At 52.3% G+C, this 15,347-nt stretch carries 15 protein-coding genes, 1 tRNA gene and 1 pseudogene; 8 read left to right on the plus strand and 9 right to left on the minus strand.

Annotated elements, in window-relative coordinates; translation table 11 throughout:
- The first annotated feature begins 103 nt into the window (after positions 1–103).
- From KQP84_RS17825 to hpxZ, 4 genes are read left to right on the plus strand one after another with little or no spacing between them, the layout of a single operon-like run.
- A complete protein-coding gene (locus KQP84_RS17825) occupies positions 104–1,690 on the plus strand; it encodes a gamma-glutamyltransferase family protein (protein WP_215847538.1) in 1,587 nt (528 codons plus the stop codon).
- Positions 1,691–1,702: 12 nt separating this feature from the next.
- Complete coding sequence (hpxX, locus tag KQP84_RS17830; protein ID WP_215848331.1) at positions 1,703–1,888, plus strand: oxalurate catabolism protein HpxX; 186 nt, start codon at positions 1,703–1,705, stop codon at positions 1,886–1,888.
- On the plus strand, positions 1,885–3,282 hold the full coding sequence (locus KQP84_RS17835; protein ID WP_215847539.1) for an AtzE family amidohydrolase: 1,398 nt from the start codon (positions 1,885–1,887) through the stop codon (positions 3,280–3,282). Before hpxX ends, KQP84_RS17835 begins: the two co-directional genes overlap by 4 nt.
- Positions 3,282–3,665: an oxalurate catabolism protein HpxZ gene (gene hpxZ, locus KQP84_RS17840; RefSeq protein ID WP_215847540.1), complete on the plus strand. Its 384-nt coding sequence runs from the start codon at positions 3,282–3,284 to the stop codon at positions 3,663–3,665. Before KQP84_RS17835 ends, hpxZ begins: the two co-directional genes overlap by 1 nt.
- Before the next feature lie 42 nt (positions 3,666–3,707).
- On the opposite strand, the gene KQP84_RS17845 is transcribed toward hpxZ, so the two are convergent.
- From KQP84_RS17845 to KQP84_RS17860, 4 genes are all read right to left on the minus strand, one after another.
- Positions 3,708–4,271: a glycosyltransferase family 25 protein gene (locus KQP84_RS17845; protein ID WP_215847541.1), complete on the minus strand. Its 564-nt coding sequence runs from the start codon at positions 4,269–4,271 to the stop codon at positions 3,708–3,710.
- Between the two features lie 206 nt (positions 4,272–4,477).
- Positions 4,478–5,437: an allantoinase PuuE gene (gene puuE / locus KQP84_RS17850; protein WP_215847542.1), complete on the minus strand. Its 960-nt coding sequence runs from the start codon at positions 5,435–5,437 to the stop codon at positions 4,478–4,480.
- Between the two features lie 34 nt (positions 5,438–5,471).
- On the minus strand, positions 5,472–6,203 hold the full coding sequence (hpxA, locus tag KQP84_RS17855; protein WP_215847543.1) for an allantoin racemase: 732 nt from the start codon (positions 6,201–6,203) through the stop codon (positions 5,472–5,474).
- Positions 6,200–6,922 carry a GntR family transcriptional regulator gene (locus KQP84_RS17860; RefSeq protein WP_215847544.1) on the minus strand — a complete coding sequence of 241 codons (723 nt, stop codon included), beginning with the start codon at positions 6,920–6,922 and terminating at the stop codon, positions 6,200–6,202. The genes hpxA and KQP84_RS17860 overlap by 4 nt, the downstream gene beginning before the upstream one ends.
- Positions 6,923–7,068: 146 nt before the next feature.
- Here KQP84_RS17860 and KQP84_RS17865 point away from each other — a divergent pair, with 146 nt between their 5' ends.
- On the plus strand, positions 7,069–8,565 hold the full coding sequence (locus KQP84_RS17865) for an NCS1 family nucleobase:cation symporter-1 (RefSeq protein ID WP_215847545.1): 1,497 nt from the start codon (positions 7,069–7,071) through the stop codon (positions 8,563–8,565).
- A gap of 147 nt (positions 8,566–8,712) precedes the next feature.
- Here the strand turns inward: KQP84_RS17865 and KQP84_RS17870 are convergent.
- Together KQP84_RS17870 and dnaQ are read right to left on the minus strand one after the other, a co-directional pair.
- A tRNA-Asp gene (locus KQP84_RS17870) sits at positions 8,713–8,789 on the minus strand.
- Between the two features lie 134 nt (positions 8,790–8,923).
- Complete coding sequence (dnaQ, locus tag KQP84_RS17875) at positions 8,924–9,655, minus strand: DNA polymerase III subunit epsilon (RefSeq protein ID WP_215847546.1); 732 nt, start codon at positions 9,653–9,655, stop codon at positions 8,924–8,926.
- A 53-nt stretch (positions 9,656–9,708) separates the two neighbouring features.
- Here dnaQ and rnhA point away from each other — a divergent pair, with 53 nt between their 5' ends.
- On the plus strand, positions 9,709–10,176 hold the full coding sequence (gene rnhA, locus KQP84_RS17880; RefSeq protein ID WP_215847547.1) for a ribonuclease HI: 468 nt from the start codon (positions 9,709–9,711) through the stop codon (positions 10,174–10,176).
- Here the strand turns inward: rnhA and KQP84_RS17885 are convergent.
- Complete coding sequence (locus KQP84_RS17885; protein WP_215847548.1) at positions 10,161–10,895, minus strand: class I SAM-dependent methyltransferase; 735 nt, start codon at positions 10,893–10,895, stop codon at positions 10,161–10,163. The genes rnhA and KQP84_RS17885 overlap by 16 nt on opposite strands.
- Positions 10,896–10,937: 42 nt before the next feature.
- Between KQP84_RS17885 and gloB the strand changes: the two genes are divergently transcribed.
- Positions 10,938–11,693, plus strand: coding sequence for a hydroxyacylglutathione hydrolase (gene gloB, locus KQP84_RS17890; RefSeq protein ID WP_215847549.1), 756 nt, complete (start codon positions 10,938–10,940; stop codon positions 11,691–11,693).
- Positions 11,694–11,763: 70 nt separating this feature from the next.
- Positions 11,764–13,139, plus strand: a pseudogene (gene mltD / locus KQP84_RS17895) (murein transglycosylase D).
- A 62-nt stretch (positions 13,140–13,201) separates the two neighbouring features.
- Here mltD and KQP84_RS17900 read toward each other — a convergent pair.
- Together KQP84_RS17900 and KQP84_RS17905 are read right to left on the minus strand one after the other, a co-directional pair.
- Positions 13,202–13,993: an endonuclease/exonuclease/phosphatase family protein gene (locus KQP84_RS17900; protein ID WP_215847550.1), complete on the minus strand. Its 792-nt coding sequence runs from the start codon at positions 13,991–13,993 to the stop codon at positions 13,202–13,204.
- A gap of 149 nt (positions 13,994–14,142) precedes the next feature.
- Positions 14,143–15,321 (minus strand): MFS transporter, encoded by a 1,179-nt coding sequence (locus tag KQP84_RS17905; RefSeq protein ID WP_215847551.1) that lies wholly within the window; start codon positions 15,319–15,321, stop codon positions 14,143–14,145.
- Positions 15,322–15,347 lie beyond the last annotated feature (26 nt).

Raw genomic sequence — 15,347 nt, forward strand, 5'->3', positions numbered from 1 at the left:
ATTTTGCGCCAGGTTCGCTTCACCGCTTTGTCACCTTAGTGAAAACTGGAACAGCTCTTGCTTTAGTTTCTCTACTGTTACCCGAAAGCAAAACGAGAAACGAATGATTCAGAGCAATATGGCCCCGCTGGGCATGGCGGTTACACCGCATCATCTGGCCAGTGAAAGCGCGCTGGCGGTACTGCGCGAAGGCGGCAACGCCATTGAAGCGATGGTGGCGGCAGCCTCTACCATTGCGGTGGTTTATCCGCACATGAATGGCTTAGGCGGTGATGGTTTTTGGTTAGTGATGCCGCCACAAGGCGACCCGATTGCTATTGATGCCAGCGGCTCAGCCGGTTCCCTCGCCCACTTCGATTTCTATCACAATGAACCGCATATTCCCCATCGCGGCCCTAAAGCAGCGCTGACCGTAGCGGGCACCGTCAGCGGCTGGCAGGAAGCGTTAACGCTTTCCGGCGAACTGGGCGGCACGCCGCTTCCGTTGGCACGGCTACTGCGTGATGCCCTTCGGTATGCTGCCGACGGCATTCCGGTGACGGCTTCTCAGGCTGCGGCGACTGAAGCTAAGCGCGCTGAATTGCAGCATCAGCCCGGTTTTGCCGCGACGTTTTTGCCGGATGGCGATGTTCCGCAAGCGGGCAGCCGTTTTACTCAGCCAGCACTGGCGCAAACGCTGAGCCAGTTAGCTGAGGAAGGGCTCGACAGCTTTTATCGCGGCAATTTGTCGCATCATCTGGCGCGTGAACTGTCCGCGCTCGGCATGCCGATTACCCTTGAAGACTTGCAACAACAGCGTGCCCGGCGCTGCACGCCGCTGCATATCGCCCACAGCGAAGGTGATATCTGGAATATGACACCACCGACTCAAGGCATGGTTTCGCTGGCAATTCTTGGCATTACCGATCGGCTGCAGATGGCGAAAGCGGATGAAGCGCAAACCGTGCACCGCATCGTTGAGGCCACTAAAAAAGCCTTTGCGCTGCGCGACAAGCATATTACCGATCCGCGTCACATCACCGAAGATCTGCAAGCATTGCTCGACAGCGATCACCTCGCCATGCTTGCCAGCCAAATAGAGGATGACCGTGCTGCGCCGTGGGGAACCGGTCGCGGTCCCGGCGATACGGTGTGGATGGGCGTCATGGACAGCAGCGGACTTGCGGTCTCCTTTATTCAAAGCATCTATCACGAATTTGGTAGCGGCGTGGTGCTACCCGGCACCGGAATCACCTGGCAAAACCGCGGCGCGGCTTTCAGCCTCGATCCTGAACATTTGCTGGCGCTGGCACCAGGCAAACAACCCTTCCACACCCTCAACCCGGCGGCAGCGCGACTGAAAGATGGCCGCGTGATGGTTTACGGCTCAATGGGCGGCGATGGGCAACCCCAAACGCAGGCCGCAATTTTTACGCGTCACGTGATTCAGGGCATGCCGCTACAGCAAGCGGTGAGCGCGCCGCGCTGGTTGCTGGGCCGCACATGGGGGCAATCTTCTGACTCGCTCAAGCTGGAAGGCCGCTTCTCCATCGAAACGCTGGAACGTTTACGTCAGTTGGGCCACGACGTTGAGCTGCTGCCAGATTTCAGTGAAGCGGTCGGCCATGCTGGTGCGATTGTGCGACACAACAACGGCATGTTTGAAGGCGCGAGCGATCCGCGCAGCAACGGCAGCGCCGCAGGTTTTTAACCGGAGAGAATGATGAATCAGAACATCGACTGGGCGATCTATATCGCGCAAATGGAACAGATACTGAATGTCGAGCTGGATGAGGCGCGTCGCGCTGAGCTGCTGACGCAGATGACACGTATTGCTGGCATGGCGGCACCGCTGATGGCGTTTCCACTCGACGATCGTCTGGAAGTGGCAGGAGTGTACAAAGCATGAAACTGAGTGAACTCTCGATTCATTCGCTGCATCAGGCGATTCAAAACGGCAATATCAGCGCGCATGACGTTGCCACCGACACGCTGCAGGCGATTGAGCAACACAATCCAGCACTCAACGCCTGGACTGAAGTCACCGGGCAACGCATGTTAAAAGAAGCTGAGCGGGTGGATAATCAGCGCCAGCGCGGTGAAGTCCTGGCGCCACTGGCGGGTATTCCTTACGCGGTAAAAAACCTGTTTGACGTTGCAGGCCATAGCACCTTAGCGGGTGCCCGCTTGTTCAGTGAACGGCCTGCCGCACGCGAAGATGCCTGGGCGGTTAACCGACTGCGTGAATCGGGCGCGCTGCTTTCCGGCATGCTGAATATGGATGCCTACGCTTATGGTTTTACCACTGAAAACAGCCATTACGGCGCGACGCATAATCCGCGCGATCTTTCTCGCGTAGCCGGCGGATCGTCCGGCGGTTCTGCGGCGGCGGTCGCGGCAGGTTTAGTGCACTTCTCGCTTGGTACGGACACCAACGGATCGATTCGCGTTCCCGCTTCATTGTGCGGTATCTTCGGCCTGAAACCGACGTTTGGGCGCTTATCGCGCAGCGGCACTCACCCGTTTGTTGCCAGTCTTGATCATATTGGTCCGTTTGCCCGACGCGTGGACGATTTGGCGCTGGTTTATGACCTGCTGCAAGGCCACGACAACCGTGATGCCTTTCAGGCAGATCGCCCGGTTGCGCCCACTTTTCCGGCGTTAGCCCAAGGCGACAACGGCTTGCGCTGCGGCGTATTGGGTGGCTTTTTCTCAACCTGGTGTGATGAAGATGCACGTACTGCTCTGGCTGTGGCGGCTCATGCCTTGCAGGCCAACCAGGAAGTGGAGATGCCAGAAGCCGAACTGGCGCGTTCAGCAGCGTTCATCATGACCGCATCGGAAGGCGGTAATCACTATTTGCCAGCGCTGCGCCAGATGCCGGAACAGTTTGAACCCAACTCGCGTGAGCGTTTGCTGGCTGGCGCGATGATGCCTGGCGCGTGGTATGTTCAGGCGCAGCGTTTCCGCCGCTATTTCCAGCAACAGGTGCTGACGCTGTTTGACCATTTCGATGTCTTGATTGCGCCCGCCACGCCGTGCAGCGCGATAGCCATTGGTCAGGAAAGTATTCACATTAATGGTCAGGATCTGCCAGCTAAAGCCAGTATGGGAATGCTAACGCAGCCGATTTCGTTTTTGGGCTTGCCGGTCTGTACCGTACCGCTGGCAACGAAAAGCGGTTTGCCGATTGGACTCCAGCTTATCGCCGCGCCGTTTAAAGAAGAGGCTGCGCTGCGCGCTGCCTATGCGCTCGAGCAGCAAGGATTAACCCTGCCACAAATGAGTATCACAGGTGCCTGATGAAATCTGAATATATTGATCGCCCCATGATTGTTGCCGAAGTGACAGAGGCTTTTTACCGCTATGAACAAGCACTGATCGGTAACGATATTGACGTACTGGACGAACTGTTTTGGCATGATGCACGCACCGTGCGGCTGGGTGCCGGTGAGAATTTGTATGGGATTGATGAGATTCGTGCCTTCCGGGCTGCGCGCCCTTCTGCCGGGCTGAATCGTACGCTGCATAATACGGTGATCACCACGTTTGGCGAAGATTATGCGGTGTGCAGCACCGAGTTTACCCGCGAAGGTAGCGAGAAGATCGGTCGCCAGCAGCAAACCTGGGTGAAGTTGCCGTGCGGCTGGCGCATCGTGGCGGCTCAGGTCAGTTTAATGAGTTGATGTGATTGAAGCAGGCAGCATGCCGGCTTTACATCGTCACGTTTAAACCAACTTACTCAGCGGTTTATAAAACAGGTGCCGGTAATCCATGGCACCTTTTTCAATATCGCTTCTGCCGGGACGTTGATAGCCAAGATTGGGAAACAGGCCAAGCCAGATATCACGCTGCATTAATGGCATCCAGTGTACATCCAGCGCGTAATGATGCTGAGCACCGCCCAACAGCAGTTGCTCGATACTTTCACTGATATTTTCAATCAAAACAGGTAAGTAGCTGCCGTTAACGATATAGGCGCAGGCGCAAAAAGCGCGATGGGCTTTAATGAGGTAATCCGCGCTTTTAAACGGCGTGACCTGCACATAGTTTGCCGTCAGAAAGGCGACGTGCCAGTTAATTTGTGTTAACGCGGCAAAGAATTTATTCAACCGATGAGCACTGGCGCTGTCGTGATGAAATGCCATGTCATCTTCCAGAATCAGCACATTTTTCCACTGTTGCTGCTGCGCGAGTTGCAGCACCTGTAAATGCGATTGGGCACAGCCGATGTAGCCAGGCTGATAAGCTATCGCCTCAAAGCGGGTAATTTTTTCCTGCGGTACACCCAATTTTTGAGTTCACGGCGCGTGTTCACTCGACGATCGTTGCGCTCGGCTAAATTGATGTAGACGACCTGATCGATCAGATCCCAGTTAATTTCAGACATCTCTTCGTCATCCTAAAGTGGCTACTGACGTCAGGCGGCACAAACGGAGCGGATCTGAAATTTCAGGAGGAGAAATGAGTTCCAGTTTGGCGCTGGAACTCATTGCGATTATGCGGAAGGTGCCGGGTGTTTTTTCACCCAATGATCGGCGATTTGCTGGCGGGTACAAATCCAGACTTTTTTGTGCTGCTGAATATGGTCGAGGAAATTTTGCAACGCGCGGAATTTGCCTGGACGCCCCAACAAACGGCAATGCATACCAATCGACATCATCTTCGGCGCAGTTTCCCCCTCTTCATACAGCACATCAAAGGTGTCACGCAGGTAGGTGAAGAATTGTTCGGCAGTGTTAAAACCCTGCGGTGAGGCAAAGCGCATATCGTTGCATTCCAGCGTATAGGGAATAATCAGATGCGGCTTCACCGTGCCATCCTGACAGGTTACTTGCGTCCAAAACGGCAAATCATCGCCGTAATAATCGCTGTCGTAAGTGAATCCACCCTGTTCAACCACCAGGCGGCGCGTATTCGGGCTGTCGCGTCCGGTGTACCAACCGGTAGGCGCCTTACCGAACAGCTCGCTCAGCACATCTACCGCTTGCTGCATGTGCTGACGTTCTGTTTTTGCATCCATGCCTTGATAGTGAAGCCAGCGCCAGCCGTGACTGACAACATCGTAATCGGCTTTTTTGATCGCCTCGACAATTTCAGGATGACGCGCCAGCGCCATCGCCACGCCAAAAACCGTCAGCGGCAAACCACGCTTTTGAAATTCGTTGTGGATGCGCCAGAACCCGGCACGCGATCCATATTCATAAAGCGACTCCATCGACATGTGACGATCGGGATAACTGGCGGCACCGATGATGTCTGAAAGAAACTGTTCAGAGCCCGCATCGCCATGCAATACGCTGTTCTCTGCGCCCTCTTCATAATTCAGGACAAACTGCACTGCGACGCGCGCGCCTTTTGGCCAGGCTGCATGGGGCGGATTTGCGCCGTAGCCCACCATGTCGCGTGGGTAGTTTTTGTTAAAGCTGTATTCTTTCTTCTCTACACCTTCAGTCATTGCTTGCTTCCCGTTGTAAAAGTGCAACATCTCGTTAGTTTAGGTGCTGAAAGGCACCTGAGAGAGGTTTCTGCAAAGGATAAGCCAAATCACCGTGCTTGCTGGTGCCAAAGCCCAGCGCCAACAGCGACTCGACCATTTTCACCGCTGCGCTCACACCATCAATCACCGGCATGCCTAATTCCTGGGTCAACGAGGCGGCTAAGGTCGCCATGCCGCCGCACCCTAAAACGATCGCGCCGCTACCATCTTCACGTTTCGCCTGTATACAGCGTTCACGCACCTTTTCCTGCGCCAGGCCACTACCATCTTCCAGCGCCAGCACCGGCAAATCGATGGCATGGAGCGCAGCGCAGTGATGCGTAAAGCCATATTGCTGCAACAGATGCCGGGCAATCACCAGCGTGCGTGGCAGCGTCGTAACGATAGAAAAGCGCGTCGCCACCAGCGTGGCGGTGTGCATTGCCGCCTCGGCAATCCCAATTACCGGACCGCTGGCCAATTCACGCGCCGCCAGTAAACCGGGATCGCCAAAACAGGCGATGACATGGCCGCTTACGCCTTGTGCTTTACCCAGTTTGATTTGCTCCAGCACCCCAATCGCGGCAATCGCTTCATCAAAATGCCCTTCAATCGACGGCACACCGTGGACGGGTGAAACCGCCAGAATTTCGGTGCCGGACGCGGCAACAGCGCGCGCCGCCAAACCCATGGTTTCGGTCATCGCCAGGCTGGTATTGGGATTGATCACCTGAATCAGGCTCATGATGACGCTCCTTTATGACGGGAAAATAAACGTGAAAAATCGGGCAGCGTTTCGCCGCTCCGCTCAAAGTGAAGGCTGGAAACGATGTGATCGAAGTGATGCTGTAGTGCCTTGCTCAGCGGCTGCAATTTACGATCGCGCAGTAATTGCAGTAAACGATCGTGATCGTCACAGCGACAGCCTCGCTGCCACGGCGCGCCATAAGCGGCAATCACCAGAGAAGATCGCTGCGTCAGGCGCGTCACCATCTCGGTTAATACCTGATTCCCGGAGATCGCCTGCAGTTGAATATGAAAGGCGGCAGACAGGCGGATCGCCGCAGAACCGTCGCGATCCTCGTGTGCCTGTTTTTCTTGTTCGATTAAACCGCTGAGCGCCACCAGATGCGGCGGTTGCAGATGATCCAGTACCGCGGGCAAGTTGGCGCACTCCATTAAACTGCGAGTACGAAAGATATCGCGCGCCTCGTCAACGCCTGGCGTTGCGACATGTGCACCGCGTTTGGGCGTCAGGGTGATCATTTGCACCGCGGCGAGGCGTTGTAACACCTTGCGAATGCCCGTGCGGCTAACGCCAAAAACCTCTGAAAGCGCTTCTTCTGGCAATTTACTGCCTGGCGGTAGTTGATGTTCAACGATGGCGTTCATCAACGCCTGATAGATAGGTTCATCTTTATCATGCAGATCGGCGGCCGTTCTCTGGCCTGTTTCACTCTTCATTACCCGCTCCGGTAAGTCTCTGTGTGCAAACTATCGTATACGTGAAAAAGAAATTTTGTATACAAGAAAACAAATTTGGCCTGGATCCTGCAATACCGTTTCACGCTGTAATTAATTTTCATCGTATCAACAGAGGAGCAGGTTTCATGCCAAATCATACAACGGTGGCCAGCAAGGCCTCTGAAGCCAATGCACATTACAGCCCAAGGCTGTGTAATGAAGACCTGGCACCGACGCGCGATCAAAACTGGTCGTGGTACAACATTTTCTCTTTCTGGATGTCGGATGTGCACAGCATGGGCGGCTATGTTGTGGCGGCGAGTTTCTTTACTCTGGGCTTAGCCAGCTGGCAGGTTTTACTCTGCCTGCTGGTCGGGATTTGCATTGTGCAGATCTGCGCAAACCTGGTGGCAAAACCGAGTCAAATGGCAGGCGTTCCCTATGCAGTGATTTGCCGTCAGGCGTTTGGCGTGTTTGGTGCCAATATTCCTGCGGTGATTCGCGGTTTGATCGCCTTTGCCTGGTACGGCATTCAGACTTATCTCGCCGCTAATGCCTTAATGCTGGTGCTGCTGAAATTCTTCCCTGTGCTTTCACCTATGACGCAATCAAGCTGGCTCGGCTTATCCCTGCTGGGCTGGTGCTGCTTTGGCGTGATGTGGTTATTACAGGCGATGGTGTTTTGGCATGGCATGAGTGCTATTAAACGCTTTATTGACGTGGCGGGCCCGGCGGTATACGTGGTGATGGTGGCGTTAGCGGGTTGGATTGTATACAAAACGGGTTTCGATGGGATTTCACTGACGCTTGCCAGCAAGCAGCTGACAACCGGTGAACAGAGCTGGCAGATGCTCACCGCCACTGCGCTGGTGGTCTCCTATTTCTCCGGCCCTTTGCTTAACTTTGGCGATTTCTCACGCTATGGAAAAAGCATGGGCGAAATTCGTCGTGGCAACCGCTGGGGCTTACCGTTTAACTTCCTGCTGTTTTCTATTGTCACGGTGGTGATTGTTTCTGGAACGCAGTCGCTGTTTGGCAGAATGATTACCGATCCGATTGAAACCGTGAGCATGGTGGGCAACGATCTCGCGGTCGCTATTGGCTTGCTAACCATGATCACCGCGACAATTGGCATCAATATCGTGGCGAACTTTGTCTCTCCGGCTTTCGACTTTTCCAACTGCTCACCGCAAAAAATCAGCTTCCGTACCGGCGGCATGATCGCGGCAGTAGGCTCTGTTTTGTTAACGCCATGGAACCTGTTTCAATCACCTGAACTGATTCACTACACACTGGATGTGCTGGGTTCGTTTATTGGGCCGCTGTTCGGCATTCTGTTAGTCGATTTTTATGTGATTAAACGCAGCCGTATCTATGTTGATGAGCTGTTTAACGATACGCCGCAAGGTCGCTATTGGTACCGCGGAGGATTTAACCCGAAAGCGATTGCAGCGCTGCTGCCTTCAGTAGGGATTTGTCTGGTGATCAGCTTTATTCCTTCTCTGCACGCCGTCGCGAATTTCAGCTGGTTTATTGGTGTGGCTTTGGGCGGCGGTTGCTACCGTTATCTGGCGCGTGCCGATCGTGAAGTAGATGAGAAAATGGCTGATTACCGTGGTAGCGTCGCGGTGCAGAAAGAGTGATTTGAGGTGGGGAGTGAATGCACTTTATTTGTGCACGCTCTCCTGCCTGCTTTTAGGGAAGTGAGCAAAATGCCGATTCGCCACCGCCTATCCAAAAGCTAAAAGCAAAAAGCCGATTCATTTCTGAATCGGCTTCTTTAAATAGATTGGCGGAACGGACGGGGCTCGAACCCGCGACCCCCTGCGTGACAGGCAGGTATTCTAACCAACTGAACTACCGCTCCGCGCTTTGTTCCCCGTCGAGAACGAGGCGCATAGTAATAGCAGCTAAATCCGCCGTCAACGCTTTTTCTTTCATAGCTTATCGTTTGCTGTTTTTTTCATCTGGACGGTGTTTTCCTCAACAAAATCACCCGGTTCACCCGCGCCACAGACAGCTGCCGCCCTTCTTCATCACTAAATCGAGACGTGATTCGTGCGCCACCACTTCTTCTTCGTTGGCAGAAACCACACGCAGTGCCGACGCTGGACGCACAATGCGCTGGATGCCACCTTCCTGGTTTTGCTGCGACTTGTCCCCTTCCATGGAAAATGTCAGTGAGGTTTGGCCGCCGGTCATGGTGAGGAAGACTTCAGCAAGGATCTCGGCATCAAGCAATGCGCCGTGCAGCGTTCGTTTGCTGTTATCTATTTCATAGCGCGAACACAACGCATCCAAACTGTTGCGCTTGCCAGGAAACATTCTGCGCGCCATCGCGAGACTGTCGGTGATCTTGCAAAACGTTTCCGTTTTCTCGATTCCCCGCTGCAGCTTGCTGAACTCGTAATCCATGAAGCCGATATCAAACGAGGCGTTATGAATGACTAATTCAGCGCCACGAATGTAATCCAGAAACTCGTCAGCGATTTCGCTGAAGCTGGGCTTGTCCGCCAGAAATTCATCTGCAATACCATGCACGCCAAAGGCTTCGGGGTCCACCAGCCGATCGGGCTTCAAATAGAGATGAAAGTTATTGCCGGTCAGGCGACGGTTGATCACTTCCACCGCACCGATTTCGATGATGCGGTGACCCTCATAATGAACCCCGATCATGTTCATGCCGGTGGTTTCTGTATCGAGTACGATCTGGCGGTTATTTGCAGTGCTCATAGGACCTGTTTTATGTCAGACTTGGCGTTTTGTCAGAAGGAAGTCTACCAGAGATGCGCAAACAGGTAGAAATATTCACCGATGGATCTTGCCTTGGTAATCCCGGCCCAGGCGGTTACGGTGCCATTTTACGCTATGGTCAACATGAGAAAACGTTCAGCGCGGGCTATCGCCTGACCACCAATAATCGCATGGAGTTGATGGCTGCGATTGTTTCGTTGGAAGCACTGACTCAGCCTTGCAATGTGGTGCTAAGCACCGACAGCCAGTATGTACGTCAGGGCATTACCAGTTGGATTCATAACTGGAAAAAGCGTGGCTGGAAAACGGCAGATAAGAAACCTGTCAAGAACGTCGATCTTTGGAAACGTCTCGATACCGCACTCAGTACCCACAAAATTGAGTGGGAATGGGTTAAAGGTCACGCCGGTCATCCTGAGAATGAGCGCTGCGATGAACTGGCTCGCAGCGCTGCAGGCAACCCCGCTTTTGAGGATATCGGTTATCAGCCTGAATCTTGATCTTTTGCCTGACGAAACTGACGCGTGGCGTTAACCGTTTGACGCACCTGCGATTTGCTCAGGCTCTTTTTGGCTTTGGTTGGCGTTAGCGGGAAAGTCCGCTTACGCGCCACCACAATATTCAGACAACCCAGCGCCGGTAAATGGGCGCTGATCAGCTTGCCGCCCTGCCGATGCCACGGCAAAACCTGAAAGCGCGTGCGGAAAACGACTTCATAATTCAGCAAGCCTAGCCAGTCGAGTAAACGCATCTGACTGAACATCCGGCCACTCCACGGCGCTTTTCGGTGAACCATCGGCACAAACTTACTGATGCCGAGTAAGCTAAACGGATTGAAGCCGCTGATAATCATCCAACCATCATCGATTAATACCCGATCAACTTCGCGCAATACACGATGAGGATCTTGATTCCACGCCAGCGTATGCGCCAGCAAACAGGCATCAACGGATTTAGATTCAAACGGTAATTGCGAAGGATCTGCCCGTACCTGTAACAGGTCACCTTCACTGCCCACATTAACCTGATGCGAGATAGCGCAGTTTTCGGTATTGATTTCTGCACTCAGGTTGCCAAGCTTAAGCATATGAAAGCCATAAAGCTTTCCGAGATAAGGTTGAAGTTGCTGCGTTAGCGCGTCGCGAAAATATTCTCCCCATGGCATGTCTTGCCAGGAGTGCGGCGCGGTCAGAATTTGGCGTGTTTTAGCGGGCTTCATGCTTTACCATCTTCCTTTTCCTACGACCTGCGAGAGGTGATTATGAATCTTACCAGTATTCCGGCGTTGCAAGATAACTACATCTGGACGCTGACAGATAATGAAGGAAAATGCCTGATTGTCGATCCAGGCGAAGCGCAGCCAGTGGTGGAAAAAGTCAAAGCCAATGGCTGGCAACCTGTCGCAATTTTGCTCACGCATCATCATAACGATCACGTAGGTGGTGTGAAAACCCTGCTTGAACACTTCCCTGACATTGAGATTTTCGGACCACAAGAAACCGCAGATAAAGGTGCAAAAACCCTGGTAAGTGAAGGGGATAAGGTGAGTGTGTTAGGCATGACCTTTGACGTGATCGCTACCCCCGGGCACACTTTAGGACATATCTCATATTACAGCGCCCCTTACCTTTTCTGTGGCGACACAATGTTTTCTGGCGGCTGTGGCAGGCTTTTTGAAGGAACTGCAGAGCAAATGTATCAATCATTTCAAAAGTTTAATACGTTACCTGAGGAAACTTTAGTCTGTTGTGCTCATGAGTATACGTTATCCAATTTAACCTTTTCTGCGGCTATTCTGCCTCATGACCCGCAAATTATGGCTGAATTCCAGAAAATTAAGGACTTACGTGCCAAAAACGGCATTAGTTTGCCCACAAAACTGGCGCACGAACGGTCAATAAATTTATTTTTGCGTACGCAAGACCCTGATTTACAACGTGCTTTGAACGTTGACCCTTCAGGAAAGCCGATATGGCATACATTTGCCGTTCTACGCGAGAAGAAAGATAGTTTCTGACATTTCGGGTTGTGTTGTGAAAAGTCGTCAAGTATAGTTGCTCGTCTTTTAAGCGACTATTGACACACACATGAAGGCTAAAGCGATATTACTCGCCTCGGTCTTGCTGGTTGGATGCCAGGCTTCACGGAATGACGCCAACATCCCAGAACAGCATGCCCAGAGTCTGTCTTCAGCTGGTCAAAGTGAAAATGGAAAATACGGAGACGAATTATTGTCACCGCGATGGCAGGAAGATGGAACTGGCCTCGCAGACGACAGTGATCTCTGGAGTTTCATTAGTGACGAGTTGAAGATGGGGATTCCGGAAAACAGCCGGATCCGCGAACAAAAAACAAAGTTTTTAAAGAATAAGAGCTATCTCCACGATGTAACATTACGGGCAGAGCCGTACATGTACTGGATAGTCGAGCAAATACAGAAACGTAAAATGCCGATGGAACTAGTACTGCTACCCATAGTGGAGAGCGCTTTTGACCCTCGCGCAACATCATCCGCCAATGCCGCAGGCATTTGGCAGATCGTTGCTGCTACCGGGCGAAACTATGGTTTGAAACAGAACCAATACTACGATGGTCGACGCGATGTGGTCGCTTCAACCAAAGTTGCACTGGATATGATGCAACGCCTCAACACGATGTTTGACGGTGACTGGTTATTAACCATCGCGGCTTACAACAGTGGCGAAGGGCGTGTATTGAAGGCGATGAAACAGAACAAGGCGCGCGGTAAGCCCACCGATTTCTGGCATCTTTCGCTTCCACGTGAAACCACGGTTTACGTCCCTAAAATGTTGGCTTTGAGTGAACTGCTCAAAAACAACAAGCGTTACGGTATTAAACTGCCAGCACCTAATGAAAGCCGCGCTCTGGCGCGTGTTGAAGTAGGTCAGCAGATGCAGTTGACGCAAGCCGCTGAAATGGCCGGTATGTCGCTCAGTAAATTAAAGAGCTTCAATACGGGCTATAAAGGGGTGCTACAGCACCAAATGGACCGCACTATATTATGGTGCCTAAGTCCAACGTCGCAAAGTTGCGTAATTCACTGGCTTCCGGTGATATCGCAGCCGTACAGCCAACGCAGCTAGCGAAAGCCAGCGCAACCGGTGGGTACAGAGTGCGCACGGGTGATACGCTTTCCGGTATCGCTAATAAGCTGGGCGTCAGCATTGCCACACTGAAGCAGCAAAACAACCTGCGCAGTGCAGCTATCCAGCCCGGTCAAACATTGAACGTGGGCACTAGCGGCACCAAGCTGGCTGATAACGGCAACAGCATCACCTATCGTGTTCGTAAGGGTGATTCTCTTGGCAGTATTGCAAAGCATCACGGCGTCAATATCAAAGACGTGATGCGCTGGAACAGTGTGCTGGATAACTCAAAAGATATTCAGCCAGGCGATAAGTTAACGCTGTTTGTAAATAATAGCGCAACACCAGATACCTGATACGTCGAAAAGGCTGACAATTGTCAGCCTTTTTCTTTTATACCTTTCTGCTTTACATCAGTTCAGCGTTTCGAGTTGAACTCTACCAGTAATGGATTGTGATCCGAGGCGCGAGTCACTAACACTGATGCTTCGCTAACATTCATGTCGCGATAGAAAACAAAATCCAGGGGACGCCCAAACGCTTTACGGCGATGGTCGGCAGTAAACATCACCTCTTCCAGATCCATTTGCTGTGCAAACCGATACAGCGCATTGATACGCTGCCGACTCCAGGCATTAAAATCCCCTGCCATGATAACCGGCCCACGGTGATGCGTGATCTGCTCACCAATCGGTCCCAACTGTTTACTGTAAACATCAACGCCAAGGCTAAAATTCACGGCATGGATGTTTACGACCATTAGCATTTCACCGGTCGGTAAAGGATAAGCAGTAATGAGCGCCGACTTCGCGAGCCGTAAGAGCGGTTCACGCTCTCGTAACGGGCAGCAATAGACAGGATGCGCCGAAGCTAAGGTCATGACTCCTGAGGGATGCTGTGGCAGCACGAAAGCAGGAACCTGATCTGCTGCGAGATAGTTGCTGGTAGCAAAACGTACCAGTTCTGGCGTAGTCTGCGCTTCCTGAAGCAAAACCAGATGCGCGTCTTTACCGAATCCCTCTAACACTGTCATCCAGTCTGCACGCTGCTGCTTGAAAATATTCCATACCAATACCTTTAAGTTAGGATTGGCAGGCAGCGGAGCACCGGGAGGAAGCGCTTGTCCGAGATGAAGCATTGCACCCGGCGGGAAGATCTGTTCCGCTGGCTGTCCCGCGACATATCGCATTGCATAAGTTTTTTTCCGCACTTTCCCGCCTGACTCATTACTCAACAAAGTATATCTCTTGTCTGTTATAGGGATTTTAGTACGGGGTTTCAATCAATGTCGGTGAATGTCGGAATTCATCTCATTCTTAATGTGCAAAACAGCCGGCGGATTGCAGGCTGTTTCGGGTTTTATTCCATCACTGGCTCGGAGCTAGGCCGATCAAGGCGGCCACTTAGCCGAATCAATAACAGAGCAGAAAAAACGATAAGCGCGCCAATCCACGGCGTTTGAGACAGCCCATAATGTTGAACTACGTAGCCTCCAATTGTCGATCCTAACGCAATACCGACATTGAAAGCGGCGATGTTCAGCCCTGACGCAACATCAACCGCGCCGGGTGTATAACGTTCCGCTTTCTGTACTACATACACTTGCAGGCCAGGCACGTTTCCAAACGCAAATATTCCCATCACCAACACGGTTGCTAAAGCTGCCCAATGAAGTGAGGCAGTGAACTGAAATAGGAGTAACGATAGCGCCAACGCAGCAAAAATCAGGCTAAGCGCCCGTACCGGGCCTTGTGTATCTGCCAGCTTGCCGCCCCAAATATTACCGATCGCGACAGACACGCCATAGCCGAGCAAAATAATGCCTACTGCCGAAGGTGAGAACCCCGCTAACTGCTGCATGACAGGCGCTAAAAATGTAAAGGTGGTAAAAACTCCGCCATATCCTAGCGCGGTAATGGCGTAGATCAGCATCAAGCGAGGATTAACTAAGACCTGTGCCTGCTGTAACAGACTCGTGTTTTTAGGTTGGGCGATATTACGCGGAATAAGTATAGCGCTCGCGATTAAAGCTATGACACCCAGCAACGATACAGCGAGGAAACTTTCGCGCCAGCCAAAATGTTGACCAATAAAGGTTCCCATCGGAACACCCGTCACTAAGGCAACGGTTAATCCACCAAACATGATAGCAATGGCGCTGGCGGCTTTATCTTTACTGACCAGGCTGGTGGCAATTGTTGAACCAACAGAGAAGAAAACGCCATGCGCCAGCCCTGTCAGCAAGCGAGCAATGATCAGCGTGTTGTAATCGGGGGCTCGCCAGGCAACGATGTTGCCCATCGTGAACAGCGCCATTAATCCTACAAGTAAATATTTACGCGGTAATTTTCCTGTCAGCGCAGTCAACACTGGCGCGCCTACCGCAACGCCTATTGCATAGATCGATACCAGCATTCCTGCTGAAGGTAAGGTAATGGTCATCTGTTCGGCGATCGTCGGGATCAATCCTACAATGACAAATTCAGTTGTTCCTATAGCGAATGCGCTGATGGTTAGCGCCCAAAGAGCAAGTGGCATAATTAACTCCATCCAATGATTGATGG

This window comes from Candidatus Pantoea bituminis, from assembly GCF_018842675.1.
GTDB classification, from domain to species: Bacteria; Pseudomonadota; Gammaproteobacteria; order Enterobacterales; family Enterobacteriaceae; genus Pantoea; species Pantoea phytostimulans.